General features: G+C 41.4%; 18 protein-coding genes. 8 read left to right on the plus strand and 10 right to left on the minus strand.

The window, feature by feature from the left end; genetic code table 11:
- The first annotated feature begins 14 nt into the window (after positions 1-14).
- The 3 genes from H3U73_RS01060 to H3U73_RS01070 all read left to right on the plus strand — a co-directional run bounded on the left by H3U73_RS01060 (position 15) and on the right by H3U73_RS01070 (position 4142).
- The gene (locus H3U73_RS01060) at positions 15-1823 is read left to right on the plus strand and encodes a PglL family O-oligosaccharyltransferase (RefSeq protein ID WP_084552101.1); all 1809 of its coding nucleotides are present in this window, start codon (positions 15-17) and stop codon (positions 1821-1823) included.
- A 162-nt stretch (positions 1824-1985) separates the two neighbouring features.
- Positions 1986-2669, plus strand: coding sequence for a response regulator transcription factor (locus tag H3U73_RS01065; protein WP_084552100.1), 684 nt, complete (start codon positions 1986-1988; stop codon positions 2667-2669).
- 42 nt (positions 2670-2711) lie between these two features.
- A complete protein-coding gene (locus H3U73_RS01070) occupies positions 2712-4142 on the plus strand; it encodes a cell wall metabolism sensor histidine kinase WalK (protein ID WP_084552099.1) in 1431 nt (476 codons plus the stop codon).
- A 134-nt stretch (positions 4143-4276) separates the two neighbouring features.
- Here H3U73_RS01070 and yihA read toward each other — a convergent pair whose 3' ends face one another.
- Positions 4277-4924 carry a ribosome biogenesis GTP-binding protein YihA/YsxC gene (yihA, locus tag H3U73_RS01075; RefSeq protein ID WP_198189838.1) on the minus strand — a complete coding sequence of 216 codons (648 nt, stop codon included), beginning with the start codon at positions 4922-4924 and terminating at the stop codon, positions 4277-4279.
- A gap of 274 nt (positions 4925-5198) precedes the next feature.
- On the opposite strand from yihA, the gene H3U73_RS01080 reads away from it, so the two are divergent.
- Positions 5199-6764, plus strand: coding sequence for a TerC family protein (locus H3U73_RS01080; protein WP_100116022.1), 1566 nt, complete (start codon positions 5199-5201; stop codon positions 6762-6764).
- A gap of 63 nt (positions 6765-6827) precedes the next feature.
- Here H3U73_RS01080 and H3U73_RS01085 read toward each other — a convergent pair whose 3' ends face one another.
- The 8 genes from H3U73_RS01085 to H3U73_RS01120 all read right to left on the minus strand — a co-directional run bounded on the left by H3U73_RS01085 (position 6828) and on the right by H3U73_RS01120 (position 12376).
- Positions 6828-7031: a glycine zipper 2TM domain-containing protein gene (locus tag H3U73_RS01085; RefSeq protein ID WP_025331276.1), complete on the minus strand. Its 204-nt coding sequence runs from the start codon at positions 7029-7031 to the stop codon at positions 6828-6830.
- A gap of 191 nt (positions 7032-7222) precedes the next feature.
- Positions 7223-7561: a ribosome hibernation-promoting factor, HPF/YfiA family gene (gene hpf / locus H3U73_RS01090; protein WP_084552097.1), complete on the minus strand. Its 339-nt coding sequence runs from the start codon at positions 7559-7561 to the stop codon at positions 7223-7225.
- 64 nt (positions 7562-7625) lie between these two features.
- Positions 7626-9002, minus strand: coding sequence for an RNA polymerase factor sigma-54 (gene rpoN / locus H3U73_RS01095; protein WP_084552096.1), 1377 nt, complete (start codon positions 9000-9002; stop codon positions 7626-7628).
- A 6-nt stretch (positions 9003-9008) separates the two neighbouring features.
- Positions 9009-9752: an LPS export ABC transporter ATP-binding protein gene (gene lptB, locus H3U73_RS01100; RefSeq protein ID WP_110414528.1), complete on the minus strand. Its 744-nt coding sequence runs from the start codon at positions 9750-9752 to the stop codon at positions 9009-9011.
- 9 nt (positions 9753-9761) lie between these two features.
- Positions 9762-10250 (minus strand): lipopolysaccharide transport periplasmic protein LptA, encoded by a 489-nt coding sequence (gene lptA, locus H3U73_RS01105; protein ID WP_198190321.1) that lies wholly within the window; start codon positions 10248-10250, stop codon positions 9762-9764.
- Complete coding sequence (gene lptC / locus H3U73_RS01110) at positions 10246-10830, minus strand: LPS export ABC transporter periplasmic protein LptC (protein WP_038648992.1); 585 nt, start codon at positions 10828-10830, stop codon at positions 10246-10248. Before lptC ends, lptA begins: the two co-directional genes overlap by 5 nt.
- Positions 10827-11360, minus strand: a complete 534-nt coding sequence (gene kdsC / locus H3U73_RS01115; protein ID WP_084585748.1) for a 3-deoxy-manno-octulosonate-8-phosphatase KdsC — start codon at positions 11358-11360, stop codon at positions 10827-10829. The genes lptC and kdsC overlap by 4 nt, the downstream gene beginning before the upstream one ends.
- Before the next feature lie 41 nt (positions 11361-11401).
- Positions 11402-12376: a KpsF/GutQ family sugar-phosphate isomerase gene (locus H3U73_RS01120; RefSeq protein ID WP_041879033.1), complete on the minus strand. Its 975-nt coding sequence runs from the start codon at positions 12374-12376 to the stop codon at positions 11402-11404.
- A gap of 206 nt (positions 12377-12582) precedes the next feature.
- On the opposite strand from H3U73_RS01120, the gene tal reads away from it, so the two are divergent.
- Positions 12583-13638, plus strand: a complete 1056-nt coding sequence (tal, locus tag H3U73_RS01125; RefSeq protein WP_084552094.1) for a transaldolase — start codon at positions 12583-12585, stop codon at positions 13636-13638.
- 494 nt (positions 13639-14132) lie between these two features.
- Here the strand turns inward: tal and H3U73_RS01130 are convergent, their stop codons facing one another.
- Positions 14133-15830 carry a formate--tetrahydrofolate ligase gene (locus H3U73_RS01130; protein ID WP_198189840.1) on the minus strand — a complete coding sequence of 566 codons (1698 nt, stop codon included), beginning with the start codon at positions 15828-15830 and terminating at the stop codon, positions 14133-14135.
- Between the two features lie 194 nt (positions 15831-16024).
- On the opposite strand from H3U73_RS01130, the gene H3U73_RS01135 reads away from it, so the two are divergent.
- The 3 genes from H3U73_RS01135 (at position 16025) to H3U73_RS01145 (ending at position 20852) form a co-directional block, all read left to right on the plus strand.
- Entirely contained in the window at positions 16025-17878 is a 1854-nt protein-coding gene (locus H3U73_RS01135) for an NACHT domain-containing NTPase (protein WP_198189842.1), read from the plus strand.
- A gap of 696 nt (positions 17879-18574) precedes the next feature.
- Positions 18575-19738, plus strand: a complete 1164-nt coding sequence (locus H3U73_RS01140) for a sugar transporter (protein WP_198189844.1) — start codon at positions 18575-18577, stop codon at positions 19736-19738.
- 58 nt (positions 19739-19796) lie between these two features.
- A complete protein-coding gene (locus tag H3U73_RS01145; protein WP_198189846.1) occupies positions 19797-20852 on the plus strand; it encodes a nucleoid-associated protein in 1056 nt (351 codons plus the stop codon).
- Positions 20853-20900: the final 48 nt, after the last annotated feature.

The raw sequence follows: 20900 nt of genomic DNA on the forward strand, positions 1-20900 counted from the left end.
CGTTGGAGAGTTGTATGAATCAGTCACAAATTGATTCGTGTCCGAGTATTTGCCGTCTGTCCACACTGATATGGTGGCTGGGGATGCTGACTTTATGCATTGTGCCATTTATGTCGAGTTGGCGGGTAGGTACGCTGTCAAGCTTTTATCTGGAAGCCGGGACGTTATTTTTTGCTCTTTGTCTGACTGGATTAACGGTACTGACACGCAAAACTCAGTTTTCATTTCCTCCTGCCTGTATCAGTCTGCTATTGCTCGCTTTTTTGCTGATGCTACAGGCAAGAGTTATGCATCTTACTTATATCAGCCAGTCTGATCTGACTGCTCTGGTATTTGTAGTAATGGCTTTGCTCGCATGGGCTGCACGGGCATGGGTGATTCGCATAGGCCAGACTCAGGCTGTCACTATTCTGGCGATGGCTCTTGTGCTGGGTGTATTACTGCAGTCAATCGTATGTGTAATGCAGTTTGCTGATATTGCAGGCCGGATACCGGGAATATTGCGCGGTCCGGGTAATCATTACATCTATGGTCAGCTGGCACAGCGCAATCATCTCGGGCATTATCTGATGTGGGGCGTGCTGGCACTGTGCTTTTTATGGGAACAGCGACGTCTGCCTAACTGGCTGGTATGGGTTTTATTAATCTGGTTTACCGGCATTATGGGACTGATAGGTTCACGGACGATTGTTGTCTATGTGCTGGTAATAGGACTGTCACTATTTTTCTGGCGCTGGCGTGCCGGCTCTGCAGCGAATCGCCTGTTGCTGATGCTGGGTATTGCCATAGGTCTGGTATTGCTGTTTCAGCTGATATTAAGCCCATTATTTGACATGTTGCTGCATATCAATTTTCAATCCGGAACAGCACGGCTGGAACAGGGTGGATTTGCCCGGTCAGGCAGACAAATGGAGTGGCATAAGGCCTGGCTGATATTTCAAAGCGCTCCGTGGTTTGGTTATGGCTGGGGCAGTTATTCATATCAGGGCTTTGCTATTGCAGATGTTTATCCGAATGGTTTTCGTCAGTATGAAAATACTGTGCTGTTTACTCATTGTCATAATCTGGTACTACAATTACTGGCTGAAACAGGCATAGTTGGACTGCTAATTGTCAGTGCCTGCTTTTTATGGGTTATCTGGCCTCATTTACGTAAAGGATTTAATCCGGCATCAATTGTGCTGATCAGTATGATTCTGGTGTCTTTATGCCACAGCATGCTGGAATATCCGCTGTGGTACAGCTATTTTCTTGCTGTGTTTGTTTTGTTTGTGGCATTAACGCCTGTATCACAGGAAGACTTGAAACGGTTTTGCCGTCCGGCGTCCGGCCGTGTAAATCAGTTTTGCGCCATAGTGGTATTGATTTCGATGGTTCTGCTTCTGTGGCAAATGATGAACTATCAGCGTTTTTTAAAAGTGCGTGCTGAACGTAATCTGCCCCAGGCTGAACAAGTAAGCCGTATGCATGATTTGCGTAATCAAATGTACTTTCTTCGTTATTATGTAGACATGGCAATTATCGAAAAGTTGAATGTTACTGATTCTTTTTTACCTTTATGGGGTAAACAGGCTGCATTGCTTGCCGGACGGTATCGCCCGTATAGCAACACTTTCATGCGCGGATTTTACTTAGAGCAAGCACATCAGAATAATGAGGCTAAAGAGTGGTTCAGCCATGTAAGTCATTATTATCCTGTACTTGTTCCTGGTTTTATAAGCAGATTTAAACAGCAGCCTAAGGCCGTGGCAGTAATACCACAATTGCAACAAGATTGCCTGAAATATCAGCAGCAAAGCATGCAGAAAGTGAATTGTTTATAAAGTTCAGACAAATATTTAACATAGTGCTTTTTAATGAAAAAATGAGCAAAAGCCTTGTTATTGTAAAGATAATCTCAACCTACATGTTAAGATACAAAGTGTAAATATAGTAAATTCGTCTGTAGTCAATACAGACAACGCACTTCCATTTAGGAGGATGATATGAATCGCGTATTATTAATTGATGATGATAATTTGTTGACTGAACTGCTCACTGAATATTTGACAGCAGAAGGTCTGGAAGTCAGCCGCGTTGCTGATGGTGAAGCCGGTGTTAAAGAAATTTTAACCGGTCAGTATGATGTAGTGGTTCTAGATTCCATGATGCCGAAAATGAACGGTCTGGATGTATTGAAAACGGTACGGGTTCAAAGCAAGATTCCGATTATTATGCTAACCGCCAAAGGCGATGATATTGATCGCATTATCGGTTTGGAAATGGGTGCGGATGACTATGTGCCGAAACCTTGTCAGCCGCGTGAATTGCTGGCTCGTATCAATGCTATCCTCCGCCGTACACATCAAAGTCATGACAATGACCAGAATGGCATTCCGAACAGTATTTCAGCCAGTGGTGTAGTACTTTATCCGGCTAAACGTCAGGTTACTATTGAAGAGGAACCACTGGAGCTGACCAGTACCGAATTTAATCTGCTGGAAGTTCTGATGCGTCATGCCGGACAGGTAGTTAGCAAAGAAACACTGTCTCTGGAAGCACTAGACCGGAAGCTGGCTAAATTTGATCGCAGTATCGACGTTCATATATCCAGTATTCGTCATAAGCTGGGCAATGCCAGTCTGATTCAGACTGTGCGTGGTCTGGGTTATCTGTTTGTAAAAAACTGAACCAGTGGATACAGGCTGTTAATAAACAGCCTGTTCTGATTTATGAAACTGTTCCCCCGTATCTTTGCTACTTTTTGTGCTGTTATTGTTTGTGCCATTTTTGTGGCCAGTTCTTCATTCTGGCTGGTACAAAACACTTTAGCCGAAACACGGTTTAAACAACAGCGCAATTTTGAAGAAAATCTGCTGAGCAGCACCATGAATGCGTTTCAGGCACGTGGTGATGCCGGTATACGCGAACAACTGGTTGAGTGGGGGAATAGTCCGGGTGGCGAAAACCTGTATGTTATTACCGGTGACAATAAAAACGACATACTTGGACGCCCTATTGATCCTGAGGATATTGATAAAGCACATGAGTTCGCTTTGTCACATCCGCACTCAAAACTCGTACAGATTGCCTATAATTCACTGGGTGAAGAATATCTCTTCATGATTCGCGGCTGGAATCATGAACGTACTCCTCGTCCGCCGAGCCCGTTTTTTATTCCCGGTTTACCCATTGCACCAGTCTGGCACGAATTTATCATTCTCAGCTTTATTATTATAGTAGGTTTATTAACAGCCTATATACTGGCTAATAATATTACTCAGCCAATCCGCGTATTGTGGCGCGGGATGGATCGTCTGGCTCACGGGAATTTGCAGACCCGTGTTTCTCATCAGCTATCAGAACGACGTGATGAACTGTATTCTCTGGCTGTGCAGTTTGACAATATGGCAGATAAACTGCAGAAGCTTGTGGAAAAAGAGCGTCACCTGCTGCACCATGTATCACATGAAATGCGCTCTCCGCTGGCACGCATGCAAGCGATTATTGGTTTGATTCACGTACAACCACAAAAACAGGAACAACACTTGCAGCGTCTAGAAAGTGAACTGGGACGTATGGATTTACTGGTAGGTGAACTGCTTACCTTGTCACGGCTGGAAACTTCTGATTTGCCTATTACGCTGGAGCCCCTGTCTTTGGTGCCACTAATCAAGCAAATCGTGGAAGACAATCAGGCTATAGCCATGCAGCATCAGCAGACTTTATCATGGCAGTGTGATATTCCTGATACAGCTATGGTAAAAGCCAATGAAAGCTATTTATATCGGGCTTTTGATAATGTTGTGCGTAATGCCATTAATTACAGCCCTGATGGCAGTGAAATTAAGGTTTATCTGCATGAGGGTGGTAAACAGCAATGGCAGGTTGATATCAGTGACAATGGTCCTGGTGTAGCAGAAAATCAGTTACCGCATATTTTTACTGCTTTTTATCGTGCAGACAGCAGTGCTAATAAACCGGGTACAGGTTTAGGATTGGCGTTAACCAAACACATCATTGATCGTCACCATGGCAAAATTTATGCAGATAATCAACAACCCAAGGGTTTAAGTATGCATTTTTTACTGCCTAAATTTACGCCGAGCAGAAACAGGAACCGCCAGAAAAATAAAAATCAGTTGCCTGTAGCCAGCCGATAAAGTTATTTATGCTCTTATCCGGCTGGCAGGTTCTCGCCGAAGAATACGTTGTAGTTGTATGTAAACCGCTACTATTTAAATTTCAATATCGATATGGTTCTAGCCTGGCAGATGTGTAGTACAACAGATAAATATTAATCTGTGGTTCTCTGGTCTGGTTTTTCCGCGTCTGTTATCAGGTTAGTTTGCCGGGTAAACCAGTCAGTGGCAATTTGATTGACCTCATCTATACCTTGCTTTTTCAGACTGGAGAACAGTTGTACCGTAACTTGTTGACGAGCAATGTAAGATTGAAGTGCTTTTTTAACACTGGACAAGGTTTTAATCTGATCGTTTTTTGATAATTTATCTGCTTTGGATAGCAGAATATGGACAGGGCGCTGGGTTACTGCGAAAAAATCAAGCATCTGTTTGTCCAGCTCTTTAAGTGGATGGCGGGCATCCATAATCAGAATCAGACCGATCAGTTGCTTTCGTGTTTGTAGGTAATCGCCCAGCAGTGTCACCCAGTGTCTGCGGATTGCCTCAGGTACCTGAGCGTAACCATAACCGGGTAAATCCACCATAAACCCGCCATTAGTCAGTTCAAAAAAATTAATGTGCTGGGTACGGCCTGGAGTTTTGGATACATAGGCCAGACGAGTATGGTTAGTCAGTGTATTGATTGCGCTTGATTTACCTGCATTGCTGCGGCCGACAAAAGCAATTTCAGCAGTTGTTGCGGGCAGGTCTTTCAGATGATTAACGGTAGTATAAAAACGGGCGTGACGAAACAGATTCATGAGTAATTAAAAAAATAGTAAGGTGATAGCATACCATATTTTGAGCCCAATCCGGATTCAGCTGTTTATGTAAATGCTTGCTTTCAGGCGGGGTACTTGATTTTTTGTTTTATGCTGCTAAACTGCATTTAAGATTATTTTAAGGAAACTTTCAGATGGAAGACGAGGTCTCGAGCAGTTGTATCGTGCATGTAGACGTGTTTTTTCTCTGATTTAAGGCAGCCTTGCTCATGTAGCAGGCTGCCTGTTTGTATTTAACGCATAGGAAAAGAAAATGGATTTTAGCTGGTTAGGAGAACCGGCCACATGGGTAGGGCTGATTACCCTGATAATTCTTGAAATCGTTCTGGGTATCGATAATCTTGTATTTGTAGCCATACTGGCGAATAAAGCCAGTCCGAAAAAGCGCGACCATGCCCGTGTAGCTGGTTTGTCTCTGGCAGTGCTGATTCGCATTCTGATGCTGGCACTGATGTCTTTTATCATTACCCTGACCAAGCCATTTGTACATATCAGCGGTTTTGCCATTTCAGTTAAAGATCTGATTATGTTCGGCGGCGGACTCTTCCTGCTCTATAAGGCAACAACTGAGTTGCATGAACGGCTGGAAGGGCATACTGCTATGGCGTCAATTACCAATGTCTCCGTTTATGCCAGTTTCTGGAGTGTGGTATTACAAATTGTCGTGCTGGACGCGGTATTTTCACTTGATTCAGTCATTACCGCTGTCGCCATGGTGCAACACATTACAGTGGCAATGCTGGCCGTGATTATCGCTATGGCAATGATGATTTGGGCAAGCGGACCATTGACAGAGTTTGTAAATCGCCATCCTACAGTAGTGATGCTGTGTCTGGGCTTTTTACTCATGATAGGGTTCAGCCTGATTGCTGAAGGTTTACACTTTGAAATACCTAAGGGTTATCTGTATGCCGCTATTGCTTTCTCCATTCTGATTGAGATATTTAATCAGATTTCTACCCGGAATACCCGTCGTAACGATATGATTGGCCGCTCTTGGCGTTATCGTACCGCTGACAGCGTGCTGGGTATGATGGGACTGCGTGAAAAAGAGCTGGCTAAAAATGGTACGCAAACTGATGATGACGAACATTTTGAAGAAAATGAAAAATCCATGATTCGCAGCGTGCTTACTCTGGCCGAACGTCCGATAATGGGTGTCATGACACCGCGCAGTGATATTGAACGTCTGGATTTATCTCAGCCGCGTGAGCAGCAGTGCCAACAATTACAAAGCACACCATTTTCACGGCTGGTAGTGGTAGGAAAGGCCGGAATTGATGAGCCGCTGGGATTTGTGAATAAAAAAGATTTACTTAACCAGTTATTAAGCGGAGAGCAATTAAATATTCAGGCTGCATTACGGCAGCCACTGGTCTTACCGGACAGCAGCACTGTACTTGATGCTATGGAGCTGTTTCGTTCGCGAAGTGCTGATATTGCGCTGGTAGTTGATGAATTTGGCGCTGTACTCGGACTGGTCAGCATGAAAGATTTAATGGAAACCATTGCCGGTGATTTCCCAGAAGAGTATGAGCGTGCCGACGCACCCAGTATCCAGCAAAATGCTGATCATAGCGTTACTGTAGACGGCAGTCTTGAATATGCTATTCTGGCTCAGCATCTGCATTTGCCTACCTTACCGGAAGATGCTGAGTACCATACTGTAGCCGGATTAATTATGGAAGAAATGCAGGATATTCCGGATGTCGGAGATACCATTGATTATGCCGGTTACCGTTTTGAAGTATTGAACAAAGACGGGCACCGTCTGGAACGGGTACGTATCAGCAAAATTGAACAGCCGGAATCTGAATAACCCAATTGATAGCCATAAAAAAGCCTGCTGTTATCAGCAGGCTTTTTTCGTTAACTAATTTGATTATTGAATCTGGCTACCGATAACACCACCCAGCGCAGCACCGCCTAAAGTAGCACCGGTATCTTTACCTAACAGATTACCGGCTACACCTCCTACCACTACACCAGCAGCAGTATTACGCTGAGCCGGGGTCATATCAGCACAGGCAGAGAGAGAAGCAGCTACTGCAGCTATTAAAGCCAGTGTTTTTAGACTTGATTTCATGTTAATACCTCTTTCTATTCTGAATAAAGAATTGCGTGTTAATTAATATTTATATGTTACCTATAAACTATTTAACTACAAATAAAATATTATTTCAAAGTTAATTATATACCTTTAGCAAAGCAGTTTAGTAAAAAACTGCAATCAAAATCACAAATGTATTTTAGAGAAATATTCAAAATATCTGTCGATTATTCAAGTTCAGTAGCAGTATCCGTATCAGTACATATTTCCGGTGTCTGATGTGAAGGCTGCCTTTTTTGTTTATATTTAATCACAGCCCTGTCCAGTTTATCCATCAGACAATCGATAGCAGCATACATATCATTATCCAGACATTCAATATGGATATCTTTACCGGAAAGATGCAAATCAATTTCAGCTTTTTTCTGTACTTTAAATACAGAGAAAGTAACAGTTGCGCTGATGACCTGATCGGCATGACGGATAATGCGCTCCAGCTTATTCAGTGTGTAGTCTTTCAGAGCTGCGGTAACATCAAGATTCTGTCCGATAAATTTAAGATTCATAGCCTGATCCTTTTTAAAGGGTTTAGGAAAAAACAGGATAAATTTTATGGAAGTTAACTGAAAATTAATGATTAGTGTACTGTACTTTACGTTGGTGCGCCGGAGGAATTTTCAAGTCCTCACGATATTTTGCAACTGTGCGCCGGGCCAGATTAATACCCTGCTTAGCCAGCTGATTTACCAAATGTGTATCAGAATAGGGATGTTGCGGGTCTTCTCCGTTAATTATACTTTGCAGCAGTGATTTAATTGCTGTCTGACTGTTACCTGTTCCATCATCCATTGCTGCAACAGACTGGTTGAAAAAATAGCGCAGAGGAAAAACACCTTGTGAACAGGTCAGGTATTTTTGATTGATTGCCCGTGAAACAGTACTCTCTGCCAGTTCAAGAGCCTGAGCTGTTTCTTTAATGGTTAAGGGAGCCAGCGCCAGAGAACCAAAATTGAAAAAATCCTGCTGTTGCTGCAAAATCCATTCGCCCAATCGTTGCAGAGTGGTTTTACGCATCTGCAGGCTGTGAAGACACGTTTGTGCTTCCTGCCATTTGTTTTTACACATACTATCCATTTCTGTGCTTTTTTGCTCTATCCACTCTTCGACACCGGGTTCTATTCTCAGCTGAGGAAAAGTATCATGCAAAAGGCGTATCTGCCATTTGCCACTCTTATTGATATAAACTTCCATATCAGGGCGTACAGACAGAATACCATTACGATCAGGTAATCCGTAACAGGGATAAGGATTCAGTGCGCTAATGAGTTTACAGGCTGCTTCAAGTGTGTTTGCAGAAAACTGGGGCAGTTGCCGACAAAGTTGTCTGAACTGATGGGTACTCAGCCATTGACCAAAGTGTTTGCTAATCAGTAAGCGCGCACAGGTATGAATTTCATCATTATCGACAGATTCAGCAGACAGATTATCCAGTTGCAGTAACAGAGATTCCTGTAAATTCCGAGCACCAACACCAGTAGGCTCAAACTGCTGCAGAATCGTCAGCGCCTGTGCCAGCTCTGTTTCGTCCAGCCGCCATTCCAGCGGTGCATTTTCTACCAGATCAGTTAAACTGCTGTCCAGATAACCCTGCTCATTCAGATTCTCTATCAGAAAATACACCTGTGCTGCCGTAACGTCATCCAGATTGTATTCACATACCTGCCGGCGTAGCAATTCATACATATCAGGATTGTCGGCCAGCGTGTCCCAGATATCACTTTCGTCTTGCATAATACCCAGCTGTGGCGGCTGTACATACTGAGTATCGGAAAAGCTGTCTTCAGATGTATTTTCTACTTCCTCAAGAAAAGGGTTATCCGCCAGCCAGCCGGCTACCAGTTCCTGTAATTCCAGCGTAGACAGCTGCAACACCTGTAGCGATTGTTGCAGCTTCGGACTAAGGCGGGTTGTAAGACTGAGTCGTAGATGAGTAGCTGGCCTTTGCATAAGCAGTTAATACTCGAAATGCTCACCCAGATAAACAGCGCGTACCTGTTCATTATTAACCAGCTCTTCCGGTACTCCGGAAGCCAGTACACTACCCTGATTAATAATATATGCACGGTCACAGATGCGCAGGGTTTCACGTACATTATGGTCAGTAATCAGTGTGCCGATACCACGCTGTTTCAGGAAAGAAATCAGATTCTGAATATCGATCACTGCAATCGGATCAACGCCGGCAAATGGTTCATCGAGCAGAATGAAGCGCGGGTTCATGGCCAGAACCCGTGCAATTTCAGCTCTACGGCGTTCGCCGCCGGATAAAGACTGTGCAGTGTTATTGCGCAGGTGCTCAATATGCAGGTCGGCCAGCAGCAGCTCCAGCTGTTCGGCTCGTTTTTCGGGTGGATAGTTAATTTCCAGAATAGCTTTGATATTCTGGGCTACTGTCATTTTACGAAAAATCGAAGCTTCCTGAGGCAGATAACCTAAACCAAGTCGTGCACGTTCATAAATCGGACGGTGAGTAATTTCTCGATTATCAAGCATAATACTGCCACCATCAGCTGCAATCAGACCTACAATCATATAGAAGCTGGTAGTTTTACCGGCACCATTCGGGCCAAGCAGACCGATTACCTCGCCACTGTTGACTTCCAGTGCGACATCATTAACTACCTGACGCTGTTTAAAACTTTTTTGCAGACCGCTGACACGAAGCTGGCTTGGCGGCACATTAGGCATTACATTCATGAGTATGGATTATTTCTTTTTCTGTTGCGGTTGGATAATAACGTGTACCCGGCCTTTAGGCGCGCTTTTAACGGTATAAACCTCAGTATTGGTGTTATAAACAATTACCGCACCGCGTGCCATATCACCACCACGGTTTACCTGAGCATTACCGGTAATCGTAACAATACCGCTCAGGCTTTCATAATGTACATTATCTCCGTGACCGGTTACCATGCCGTCTTTTTCCAGCTGCTGTCCAAACGTAGCAGGCTTACCATCAGCAATAATTGTCTGGTTACCGGCATTATCCTTATGCGCAGTGACACGGGCTGCATTCATATACATACTGCCCTGCCGCATTTTTACATTACCGGTAAATACGGTTGTCTGATTCTGTTTATCCAGAGAGCCTTGATCGGCTTCAATCTGAATAGGTTGCTGCCGGTCACTTTCCAGTGCCCATGCATGCATACTGCCGGCAAGCAGACAAAAGACTGCTAAAATTTTGCTGTTAATGAGAGTGCGGGTCATAAATAATCGCCTTTACGCGTGCGGGTAAATTCAGAAAGCCGCGTTGTTTGTCGTATTCGAAACCTTGTGATGTACCGTGAGATATACCATACTGGTAAGAAACCTGTGCATCAGTTTTGATTACCTGAGTTTGTGTATCAACATGTAATACACTGGTTTCCAGCTGTCCTGCCGGTTCATTTCCCACCGGATTTTTGTTCCAGACTACCTGTCCCAGTAAATCTACCTTGCGGCTGTCGGTATAGTACTGTCCGGTATTGGCCTTAATACGATAAAGTTCAGCACCGTTTTTATATAGTCCCATATTGGGATTATCAATATAAATAACAGTTTGCTGCGGAAACTGCCGGGCAGCTGTGGCGTGAATGGTTTCACTTAACTGACCGTGCTCATCAAATCGCTCACCGTCAATCGAATTAATCACATACTTAGGTTCTTTCGGATTCAGGGGAATTTCCACTGTCTTGATCTCAGTAATCCGGTCTAGCCAGAAGCTTATGCCGCCAAGGGCTACTGCCAGAATCAGCGGAAACGCCCAGTTACTGCGGCTGCGAATCACATTCATGCCAGATACTCCGCCATATCCTGAGCCAGAAAGCCCTGTGCATCCAGTAATAAATCACAGACTTCACGTACTGCACCGGCTCCGCCGGGCGCACGGGTAACATAATCAGCATGCTGTAATACCAGCGGATGAGAACCGGGTACTGCAACTGCCAGCCCGCAATGTTTCATAACCGGTAAGTCTACGACATCATCGCCAATATAAGCACATTGCTGCTCATCTAAACCAAGCTGCTGTAATAATTGCCGATAACAGCTGCGTTTATCCGAAATACCTTTGAAATAATGTCCGATGCCAAGCTGCTGTACCCGGATGCCGACAGAGGGTGCGTCGCGTCCGGTAATAATTGCCGTTTGAATGCCGTGGCGGTGCAACATCTTCAATCCGTGGCCGTCAAGTGTATGGAATGATTTGATTTCCTCGCCGTTATCACGGATAAAAATACGACCGTCAGTCAGTACGCCGTCTACATCCATAATAAACAGCCTGATTTTCCGGGCAGCTTCAACCATCGCACTGGCAGACATCATCGTATTCATCGGCATTCCTCAGTCATAACATTCTCATGCATTTAAACAATCCGTGCCTGTAATAAATCATGCATATTCAGCGCACCAACCGGACGATTATTTGCATCAATTACTGCCAGTCCGTTTACATGACTTTCCTGCATGATTTTCAGGGCTTCCGTTGCCAGCCGGTCGGCAGTGATAGTTTTAGGTGCATGTCCCATTACATCGGCCATCAGCCATTCCTTTAATTCTCGGTTATTCTGAAATAAACGGCGTAAATCACCGTCTGTAAATAAACCGCACAGCTCTCCGGCAGTATTGACTACCAGCAGCATTCCCAGACCTTTTTCACTCATGGTAACAATGGCTTCACGCAAAGGCGTATCTTCCTGTACCAGAGGCATATCTTTGCCGCCATGCATAACATCAGCCACCGTTAACAACAAGCGTTTACCCAGACTGCCGGCAGGGTGGCTCAGTGCAAAATCTTCAGGGGTAAACTGGCGTGCACGCAGCAGTGCCACCGTCAGCGCATCGCCCAATACCATTACCGCCGTCGTACTGGATGTTGGAGCCAGCCCTAACGGACAGGCCTCCTGTGATACATGAGCACATAAATGGATATCTGCATGTTTCGCCATACTTGAACTGGTTTTACCAGTTATACAGATCAGCTGCACATGCTTACGTTTGATGGCAGGTATCAGCGCCAGAATTTCCTCGCTTTCACCAGAATTGGATAATGCTATCAGCACATCGCCATCAACAATCATACCCAGATCGCCGTGTCCTGCTTCAGCCGGATGTACAAAATAAGCCGGTGTGCCGGTAGACGCCATCGAAGCGGCAATCTTACGCCCGATATGACCGCTTTTGCCCATACCGGTGATAATCACCCGTCCGCGGCAGTCGAGAATTGTGGTTACCGCCTCAGCAAAATGCTCATCCAGACTATTGGCAACTTCACGTATCGACTGCTCTTCAATAGCAAAAACTTCTTTACCCCAGCCTAAATATTTATCCTGTAAATTCATAACATCATCAGCAGTAATAATAAGCAAACGAAAACACAATAAATTTAACCGGATTATAACCTGATACCGGTTATTTTGTTTGCTTCGGAACTTGTCAAATTACACCATCCTCGTTAGAGTAATCCATAATTCATGAATAACCAGTTTAATCGATTGATTAACCTTAATAAAACATATCTAACGTATATTTACTATAAGGAAATAATATGGCCGTATTAGCACAAGTCAATACATTGGGGCAGCAAATCTGGCTGGATAATCTTTCCAGGAACCTGATTCAATCAGGTGAACTGGCACACATGCTTGAGGCGGGTATCAGTGGCGTGACTTCCAATCCGGCCATTTTTCAAAAAGCCTTTGCCAGCGATACACTTTACCAAAATGATATTAACCAGCTAAAACAGCAGCCACTGTCCCCCAAACAGCGTTATGAACAACTGGCCGTGGCCGATGTACAGGCTGCATGTGATGTCTGTCTGCACTTGTACGAACGCAGTCAGGGTAAAGCCGGATTTGTCAGCCTTGAAGTGGCGCCAGATCTGGCCGATGATGCTCAGGCTACCATTACCGAAGCCCAGCGACTATGGGAAGTTCTTAACCGACCCAATGTCATGATAAAAGTACCAGCAACAGACAGCGGAATACAGGCATTAACCACACTGGTTGCACAAGGCATTAATGTTAACCTGACCCTGTTGTTTTCTAAAACCCAGCTTAGCAAAGCATGGCAGGCTCACGCTGCCGGCATTCGCCAGCGTCTGGCGCAAAATCTGCCGGTTAACCATATTCAGGTAGTCGCCAGCTTTTTCCTGTCCCGCATTGACAGTGCTCTGGACATCACGCTGCCGGAATCTTTGCAGGGTAAAACCGCCATTGCACTGGCCAAAACAGCTTATGCTGAATGGCAGGAATTTATCCAGAGCCGTGAATTTACCGATCTGGCAGTACAGCAGGCAGCACCACTGCGTTTGCTCTGGGCATCCACAGGAACTAAAAATCCGGCGTATTCCGATGTTTGCTATGTAGAAAATATTATTGGTGCTGACACCATTAATACCGTACCCGCTAACACGCTTAATGCCTTTATCGATCATGGACATGCCGATACTACACTGACACAGAATGTGCAGCAGGCTAAAAACGTACTGATTGAAATTCAGAAGCTGGGTATTAATCTTGAATCCCTCGCAGTGCGCTTGCAGCAAGAAGGCTTACAACAGTTTGTGGATGCATTCGATGCATTACTGCAACCTCTGGCTTAAACGGAATAAATAAAACACAACAGACATACGGAAATCTGAATTGTGGCTTACCGGTTAGACTAATCAGAATAATCGGTAAGCTTTTTATAATTTTAGATTAAAAAAAGCACATTGAAAATACATTTGTAATATAAAGCTTAAAAAATATTAATTTAAATGATAAATCACACTTAATAATTTAAAGTATAGATAAATTAATTAACTTTTAAATTTATATTTAATTATTTTCAACTTTAAAATTAATAATAACAACTATAGTTTATAATCTAAACGTAAATAATAATCAGAACAATACCATATAAGCCGCGCTGAATTAATCTTAACCTTATAATCGGTATTGCAGCCAGCTTTTGGCCATAAGCCATAATCTTTATCCAAGGCTCAGATGTTCATGGCTGCTGAATTCAGACTAATATACATAAAAATGCCACAAAAGCACAAAACTCTTGTGGCATAAACATGAATTGTCACTCAGCCGGCAGCTCTGTTAAATTTTAATGTAAACCGACAATATTGCCCTCAGCATCTATATCAATCTGTTGATAAGCAGGCAGAGTACCCAGCCCCGGCATAGTCATCACATTACCCGCATATACACGGATAAAGCCCGCACCGGCTGATACTTGTAAACGGGCAATTTCTACATCAAAATCTGTCGGAACATTTTTCAGATTCGGGTCTGCACTGATAGATAATGGTGTTTTCACCATGCATAACGGTAAATGATCAAGCTTAAGCTCTTTGATTTCTTCAATATTCTGCAAAGCCTGTGCCGACAGATTAGCCTGACGCGCGCCGTATTTCTTCACCATGGTCTGAATTTTTTCCGGCAGTGGCATATTGTCAGCATAGGGCAGAGTAACCGAATTTTCCTGATTGCAGGCAGCGACCACATGCTGAGCCAGAGCCTGAGTACCCGCACCACCCTGAGTAAACGCATCACTGATTTCACATGCACAGGCACCGTGTTCCAGCGCATACTGGCGTACAAAATCCAGCTCTTCCTGATGGTCGTACGGGAAGCGATTAATAGCCACAATCACAGGCAGGCCATAGCTTTTCGCATTCTGAATGTGCCAGCCCAGATTAGCACTGCCTTCAGCCAGCAGCTCAACATTACACTGAGTAACTTCTGCCGGTAATGGCTGACCCGGCTTAATATTAAACCGGCCGCTATTCGATTTCAGACTGCGTACCGTGGCTACCAATACAACGCATGAAGGCGCCACACCTGTCTGGCGGTATTTAATATTAAAGAATTTCTCCATGCCCATATCAGAGCCGAAACCAGCTTCTGTTACCACATAATCCGCCACTTGCAGGCCGACCATATCGGCCAGCACCGAAGAATTACCATGAGCAATATTGGCAAACGGTCCTGCATGAATCAGTACAGGGGTCTGTTCTGCCGTCTGCATCAGATTCGGATTAATTGCATCTTTCAGTAACACCGTCATCGCACCGGCTACCTGAAGTTTTTCTGCCGTAACCGGATTGCCCTGAGTATCATAAGCCAGAATAATCCGCCCGATACGCTGGCGCATATCCTGTAAATCCGTCGCCAGCGCCAGAATCGCCATTAATTCGGACGCAGCAGAAATCTCAAATCCGTCTTCACGCTCCACACCATTAACACCACCGCCCACACCTACTTTAATCCGGCGCAATGCACGGTCGTTGTGGTCGATTACCCGTTTCCAGACAATCCGGTTTTTATCAATATTCAGCCGCGGCAGCTTGGTTTGTGCCGTAAACTCCTCGCCCAGATGTTCTTCATGGTATAAGCGTGCATCCAGTGCTGCAGAGGCGAGATCATGAGCCGCTGTAATAGCGTGAATATCACCGGTTAAATGCAGATTCAGCTTTTCCATCGGCAAAACCTGTGCTTTACCGCCGCCGGCTGCCCCGCCTTTTACCCCGAATACCGGCCCCAGACTGGGCTGGCGGATACAGGCAATCGCTTTCTTGCCGATAAAATTCAGCCCCTGACTCAGTCCGATAGTGGTTACTGTTTTACCTTCTCCCAGCGGTGTCGGCGTAATAGCCGACACCAGCACCAGCTTGCCCTGTTTGCTATCCGGCTGAATCACCTTTAAATCTACTTTAGCTACTTCACGGCCGTAAGGAATAAGGTATTGTTCGGGAATGCTGCTGTTGCGGGCAATTTCGGTGATGGGGAGTAGGGTAGACATAAAAAATCCTTAGAAATTGAATAAGTCAGTTTTTGTAAACAGAGTATTATTGCTGTATTTTAAATGGAAAACAAATAGCATTTATTTTAATTCAGAAGATAAATTATTTTTAGGTAAATACTGAAGCTTTGTTTAATGCTAAATGATATATAATCCTAATAACTTAAATATAAATTAAATAAAAGATATTAACTATGAGTATAGAAGAGCTGTCTAATAAAGGAATTGATTCATTTATTAATAATTTCGTTAGTTTTATTTCTAAAAAAGCCCCCGAATTCTGTATTGCGCAATATAAAAAACATGAAATGAAACTAAATAAAGGGCTGCCTGAATATATAAAAGCAAATTACCAAAGATGTGCTTATGTGCGTACCTTACTGAAACGGGATAGACCTACAGAGCTGGATAAAATTTACGAGCCACTGCAATTTAAAATAGATGATGATATTTTAAAAGAAGATGAAATAAAATCATCAATATCCACCGATTTACATAGAACTATTATTTCAGGCTATGCGGGAAATGGTAAAACGATTTTTCTAAAAAAAATCTATAAAGAATTAATTGATAGTCAGGTCAATTTTTATCCGATTTTTTTTGAATTAAGAAACATATCATCAGGTACTCAAACATTACTTGATTGTATATATGAATCTATCGTGACATATTCAGATAGTTTTACCCAAAAACAATTTACATATGGTTTAAAAAAAGGCTTATTTTATTTTTTAATTGATGGTTTAGATGAAGTAAGTGATTCGCAACAAAGCAATATTCAAGAGGAAATAATCAAATTAACTTTAAAATACCCGTATTGCCCCTTTGTAGTGACAAGCCGCCCGAATGAATTTACAACGTGGGAAAATTTTCATGTTGCGCACTTGCTTCCCTTTGATTATCGCCAATGCCAATCATACATAACAAAAATTGATTTTATTGAAGAAAGAAAAACAGAGTTTCTTGAGTTTTTAACGGAAGATGAATTTGAAGAGCATAAAGAATTTCTCTCAAATCCTTTATTAGCATCAATGATGTTACTTACATTTGATGAATATGGTGATATTCCAGCTAAAAGGCATATTTTCTATGAAAAGTGTTTTCAAGTGCTGATTAAAGAACACGATGCGTCAAAAGGACGATTTCACCGGCCATTAAAAAGCAAGCTATCCCATGAAGAATTAGAAAAAGTTTTTATGTATTTTTGTGCTATGACTTATCAGAAGCAAGAATATAGTTTTAATTTGCAACAAGTTGATAAATATATAAATTCAGCTTTAAAAATAGTGAATTTAGATAGCATTTGTAAAGAAAATGATATTCGATATGATTTTGTACATTCAGTGTCTTTACTTTTACAGGATAGTAATTATTTTGAATTTATTCATCGTTCGTTTCAAGAGTACTTCTTTGCTAAGCTTATTGTGAATGATAGAAAATATGAATTAGAAAACAAATTGGATAATATTGATGATCTTTTTTCATTAGCAAAAGCAAATCTTATCGCGATGATTGATGATATGGATCATGATTATTTTGAAACAGATTATGTATTAAAAAAATTAACAATATTGAATGAATATTTTGAAAGCATTGATGCAGAAAATGAACCGGAGAAGATTTTTGAACAATTCAATGACTCATTAAGTATATACTTTAAAAATGATAATTTTTATTTATTAATTTTTCCTGATTCTTTATTATTGATATCTGATATAGATGATAAAGAAAGAAAATTAAATTATTTCATTCTGAGCAATGTTGACATCAAATATAGAAATCTTATGTTTAATTATTCTCTTAATTTATCAAGTGATGATATATTAAAAGTTATTAGTAATCATAATTCATGTATAAAAAAAATTACAAATAGAAATAAAACAGATCAAGTGATTATAATTAGATTAGACAGAAAAACATTAATTGAACTTAACTGTACTAAATACGCTCAGCTTATAAAGAAAGGTTTAAATGATTATTATGATGATATATTATCCAGAATAACAAAACAGCGTTCAATAATTGATGAAATAATTTTTAAAAACTGAAATTTGTAAAATATTATTTCAGGATAAACTTTAATACAAATATACTCTCGGAAAAGATTTAATCTGAATAACATGCATAGCATACAAGCAAAAAATCAGTCTTGAAGATGGAATAATTATGTCAAAATTTGAACAACAATGTCGTCAGAAACTATTAGATAAAGATTTTTACCATTACTTTCAAAAAAGACTTACTAAACTAATTGGTCTGATTGATGGTGATATGAAAAGCAAAAGACGATAATGCTGAGTTTAAGGTAGAACTGCAATATCAACAAGTTAGTTTAGATTAAGTAGTAGAAAAAAGTTGTGGTGAGTTATTTGATAGGATGGAGCATAGTATAAAACTGATTAAGAGCTTAAATGATTATGTAGACAAATATAATCTTGCCAATCCAGATAGTGAAATGAGGAATATTAAATTAAGAAAATACTTTACAGCTAAACACTACTAACCTTATTAGGTTTAAGTATTTTATTAATTCCTGTATTGAATCAATAGTTATTGACAACAAAATTTGTTTCCAACAATTTTTATAAATCATATATTACTAAGTGACTAGGATAAATTACTGAATTTTAATTGATTGATAAGTTGATTGCTGGCGTTAATGCTAGCATACCAATTGAGCTTTTAATGGTTAATCTCCAGTTATAATTACCAACAATTAATTTATCCCGTCGTTAAGTAAAATCATGAACAATGCTAAAAAGCGCTCTCAGATATGGTGGTCGATTCTTTGTTTAGCTTTTGCCGGATTTATTTTCAATACCACCGAATTTGTACCGGTTGGTTTACTGCCTAATATTGCAGAAAGCTTTTCGATGGATGTCGCTCATGCAGGGTTATTATTAACGATATATGCATGGGCAGTATCATTACTATCCTTACCCTTAACCGTCTTAACATCCAGAATGGAGCGTCGCAAGCTCCTTATTTTGCTGTTTTGTTTATTTATCGGCAGCCACTTATTAGCTGGTTTTGCCTGGAATTTTTATAGCTTAATGACAGCTCGTATTGGTATCGCTTGTGCACATGCTGTATTTTGGGCTATTACCACGCCTTTAGCTGTTCAATTGGCGCCGAATGGCAAAAAAGCCAAAGCAATGAGTTTTATCGTAGTTGGCACATCAATGGCAACGGTGCTCGGAATTCCTATTGGTACCAAAATAGGGGAATTAGTCGGTTGGCGTGTCACGTTTTTATGTATTGGTGGTATTGCCTTTGGTATTTTAGTTTTATTGATTTACTTACTTCCTAAAGTTCCTAGTACAAATACCATTTCAATCAAAAATCTGCCAAAAGTGTTAAAACGCCCGGCCTTACTCAATATTTACTTATTAACGGCTATTATTATCACAGGGCATTTTACTGCCTATACATACATCACGCCATTTATGATGAAAGTGGGCGGATTCAGTCAGGAAGTTGTTGTCCACCTTTTATTGGTTATTGGATTTTCGGGCATGATTGGTAGTGTTATTTTTACTCGATACGCAAGTAAATATCCGACAGCGATATTAGTTGTCCCCGTGATATTATTGATGGCGTGCTTATTATCACTCTATTTTAGCTCCTTTAGTCTCTACACTGCGATGATACAAGGCGTGGTATGGGGATTAGCCATTACTATTATTGGTATGGTAATGCAAAGTAAAGTGATTGATGCAGCCCTTGATGCGACTGACATTGCCACATCTGTTTATTCAGGCATTTATAATATAGGTATCGGTGGAGGAGCCTTTGTCGGCAGCCAGGTATTAGTGAAACTGTCAACTCATTATATTGGGTTGGTTGGTGCTATTTTTGTTCTCCTCGCGTTAATACTTTTTTTCTTGTTATCCAGAAAAGCTTGGTAAAAAGCAAATAAGCGCAGGTGTAACCAGCATTTATTAATTTTGTTTATTGATTATAAGAATGTTTGAATCTATGCCGAAATTTGTTCTTGGAAATATTAGTAGATTAATCATACACAGTATTGGCAACAAAAGTACTGCGGATGGTGTGCGGCTGTGTGATAAATTAAGTAATTATAAAAATGTGGAAGAAACACTTAATAAATTAATTACTTCCAATTTTAAATTTGATGAGTTGTATCAGTTTCATTTTTTTCCTGATTTAGAGCTCAATCCGGTTTATACCATTATCAAAGCCATGTTTGAGCATACAGATATTGTTGATTTTATTAATCAGTCTAAAAATATGGGGCGTTATCTGTATGATAAAAGTAACCATCCGCAAATTAAGCCCGGAGAATTGGGCGTATTTTATCTTGCGGACTGTACGGTAGATGATGAAGTAGTGGATTGTATTGGCATCTTTAAATCAGAAAACAAGCAGAGAATTCTGAAAGTTGAAGACCGGCAGAATGGTTATGATTTAGCTGATATTGAAGGATTAAGCATTCAGAAACTGGATAAAGGCTGTCTGATTTTTAATCTGCATTCAGAGCAGGGCTATCTGGTTGCTGTTGTAGATAATACCAACAAACATGCAGAGGCCAAATACTGGACTGAAGATTTTTTAAGTATCAGACCTGTTAATAATGAATATCATCAGACTACTCAGATTATGGAAACAGCCAAGCAATTTATTGCTCAGACCATGGATACTGATGATGAGGCGAGTAAATCAGAAAAAATCGGTTTGCTGAACAGGTCTGTTGATTACTTTAAAAATAATGAGCAGTTTGATTTGCAGGAATTTGAGCAGCGGGTTTTTGCAAATGATGATCTGATTCAGCAATATCAGGATTTCAGCCAGTATTATGCTCAGGAAAATCAATTAGAACCGGTAAAAAGCTTTGCTATCTCTCCCAAAGCGGTAAAAAAGCAGGAGAAGTATTTTAAAAGCGTGGTGAAACTGGATAAAAATTTTCATATCTATATCCACGGTGGTAAAGATATGATTGAAAAAGGGCGGGATGAAGACGGGCGTAAGTTTTATAAAATTTATTACCAGCAGGAAAAATAGTAAACCTGACTTATTCAGTATTTTGGATTGTCTGCAAAATAGAATGAC

The organism is Snodgrassella sp. W8124 (genome assembly GCF_016100875.1).
Classification (GTDB): Bacteria; Pseudomonadota; Gammaproteobacteria; order Burkholderiales; family Neisseriaceae; genus Snodgrassella; species Snodgrassella alvi.

Excerpts from the sequence above, each read along its gene's own strand:
- H3U73_RS01060 (WP_084552101.1), top strand. The coding sequence starts at position 15 with ATGAATCAGTCACAAATTGATTCGTGTCCGAGTATTTGCCGTCTGTCC.
- H3U73_RS01065 (WP_084552100.1), top strand. The coding sequence starts at position 1,986 with ATGAATCGCGTATTATTAATTGATGATGATAATTTGTTGACTGAACTG.
- H3U73_RS01070 (WP_084552099.1), top strand. The coding sequence starts at position 2,712 with ATGAAACTGTTCCCCCGTATCTTTGCTACTTTTTGTGCTGTTATTGTT.
- yihA (WP_198189838.1), bottom strand. The coding sequence starts at position 4,924 with ATGAATCTGTTTCGTCACGCCCGTTTTTATACTACCGTTAATCATCTG.
- H3U73_RS01080 (WP_100116022.1), top strand. The coding sequence starts at position 5,199 with ATGGATTTTAGCTGGTTAGGAGAACCGGCCACATGGGTAGGGCTGATT.
- H3U73_RS01085 (WP_025331276.1), bottom strand. The coding sequence starts at position 7,031 with ATGAAATCAAGTCTAAAAACACTGGCTTTAATAGCTGCAGTAGCTGCT.
- hpf (WP_084552097.1), bottom strand. The coding sequence starts at position 7,561 with ATGAATCTTAAATTTATCGGACAGAATCTTGATGTTACCGCAGCTCTG.
- rpoN (WP_084552096.1), bottom strand. The coding sequence starts at position 9,002 with ATGCAAAGGCCAGCTACTCATCTACGACTCAGTCTTACAACCCGCCTT.
- lptB (WP_110414528.1), bottom strand. The coding sequence starts at position 9,752 with ATGAATGTAATGCCTAATGTGCCGCCAAGCCAGCTTCGTGTCAGCGGT.
- lptC (WP_038648992.1), bottom strand. The coding sequence starts at position 10,830 with ATGAATGTGATTCGCAGCCGCAGTAACTGGGCGTTTCCGCTGATTCTG.
- kdsC (WP_084585748.1), bottom strand. The coding sequence starts at position 11,360 with ATGATGTCTGCCAGTGCGATGGTTGAAGCTGCCCGGAAAATCAGGCTG.
- H3U73_RS01120 (WP_041879033.1), bottom strand. The coding sequence starts at position 12,376 with ATGAATTTACAGGATAAATATTTAGGCTGGGGTAAAGAAGTTTTTGCT.
- tal (WP_084552094.1), top strand. The coding sequence starts at position 12,583 with ATGGCCGTATTAGCACAAGTCAATACATTGGGGCAGCAAATCTGGCTG.
- H3U73_RS01130 (WP_198189840.1), bottom strand. The coding sequence starts at position 15,830 with ATGTCTACCCTACTCCCCATCACCGAAATTGCCCGCAACAGCAGCATT.
- H3U73_RS01135 (WP_198189842.1), top strand. The coding sequence starts at position 16,025 with ATGAGTATAGAAGAGCTGTCTAATAAAGGAATTGATTCATTTATTAAT.
- H3U73_RS01140 (WP_198189844.1), top strand. The coding sequence starts at position 18,575 with ATGAACAATGCTAAAAAGCGCTCTCAGATATGGTGGTCGATTCTTTGT.
- H3U73_RS01145 (WP_198189846.1), top strand. The coding sequence starts at position 19,797 with ATGTTTGAATCTATGCCGAAATTTGTTCTTGGAAATATTAGTAGATTA.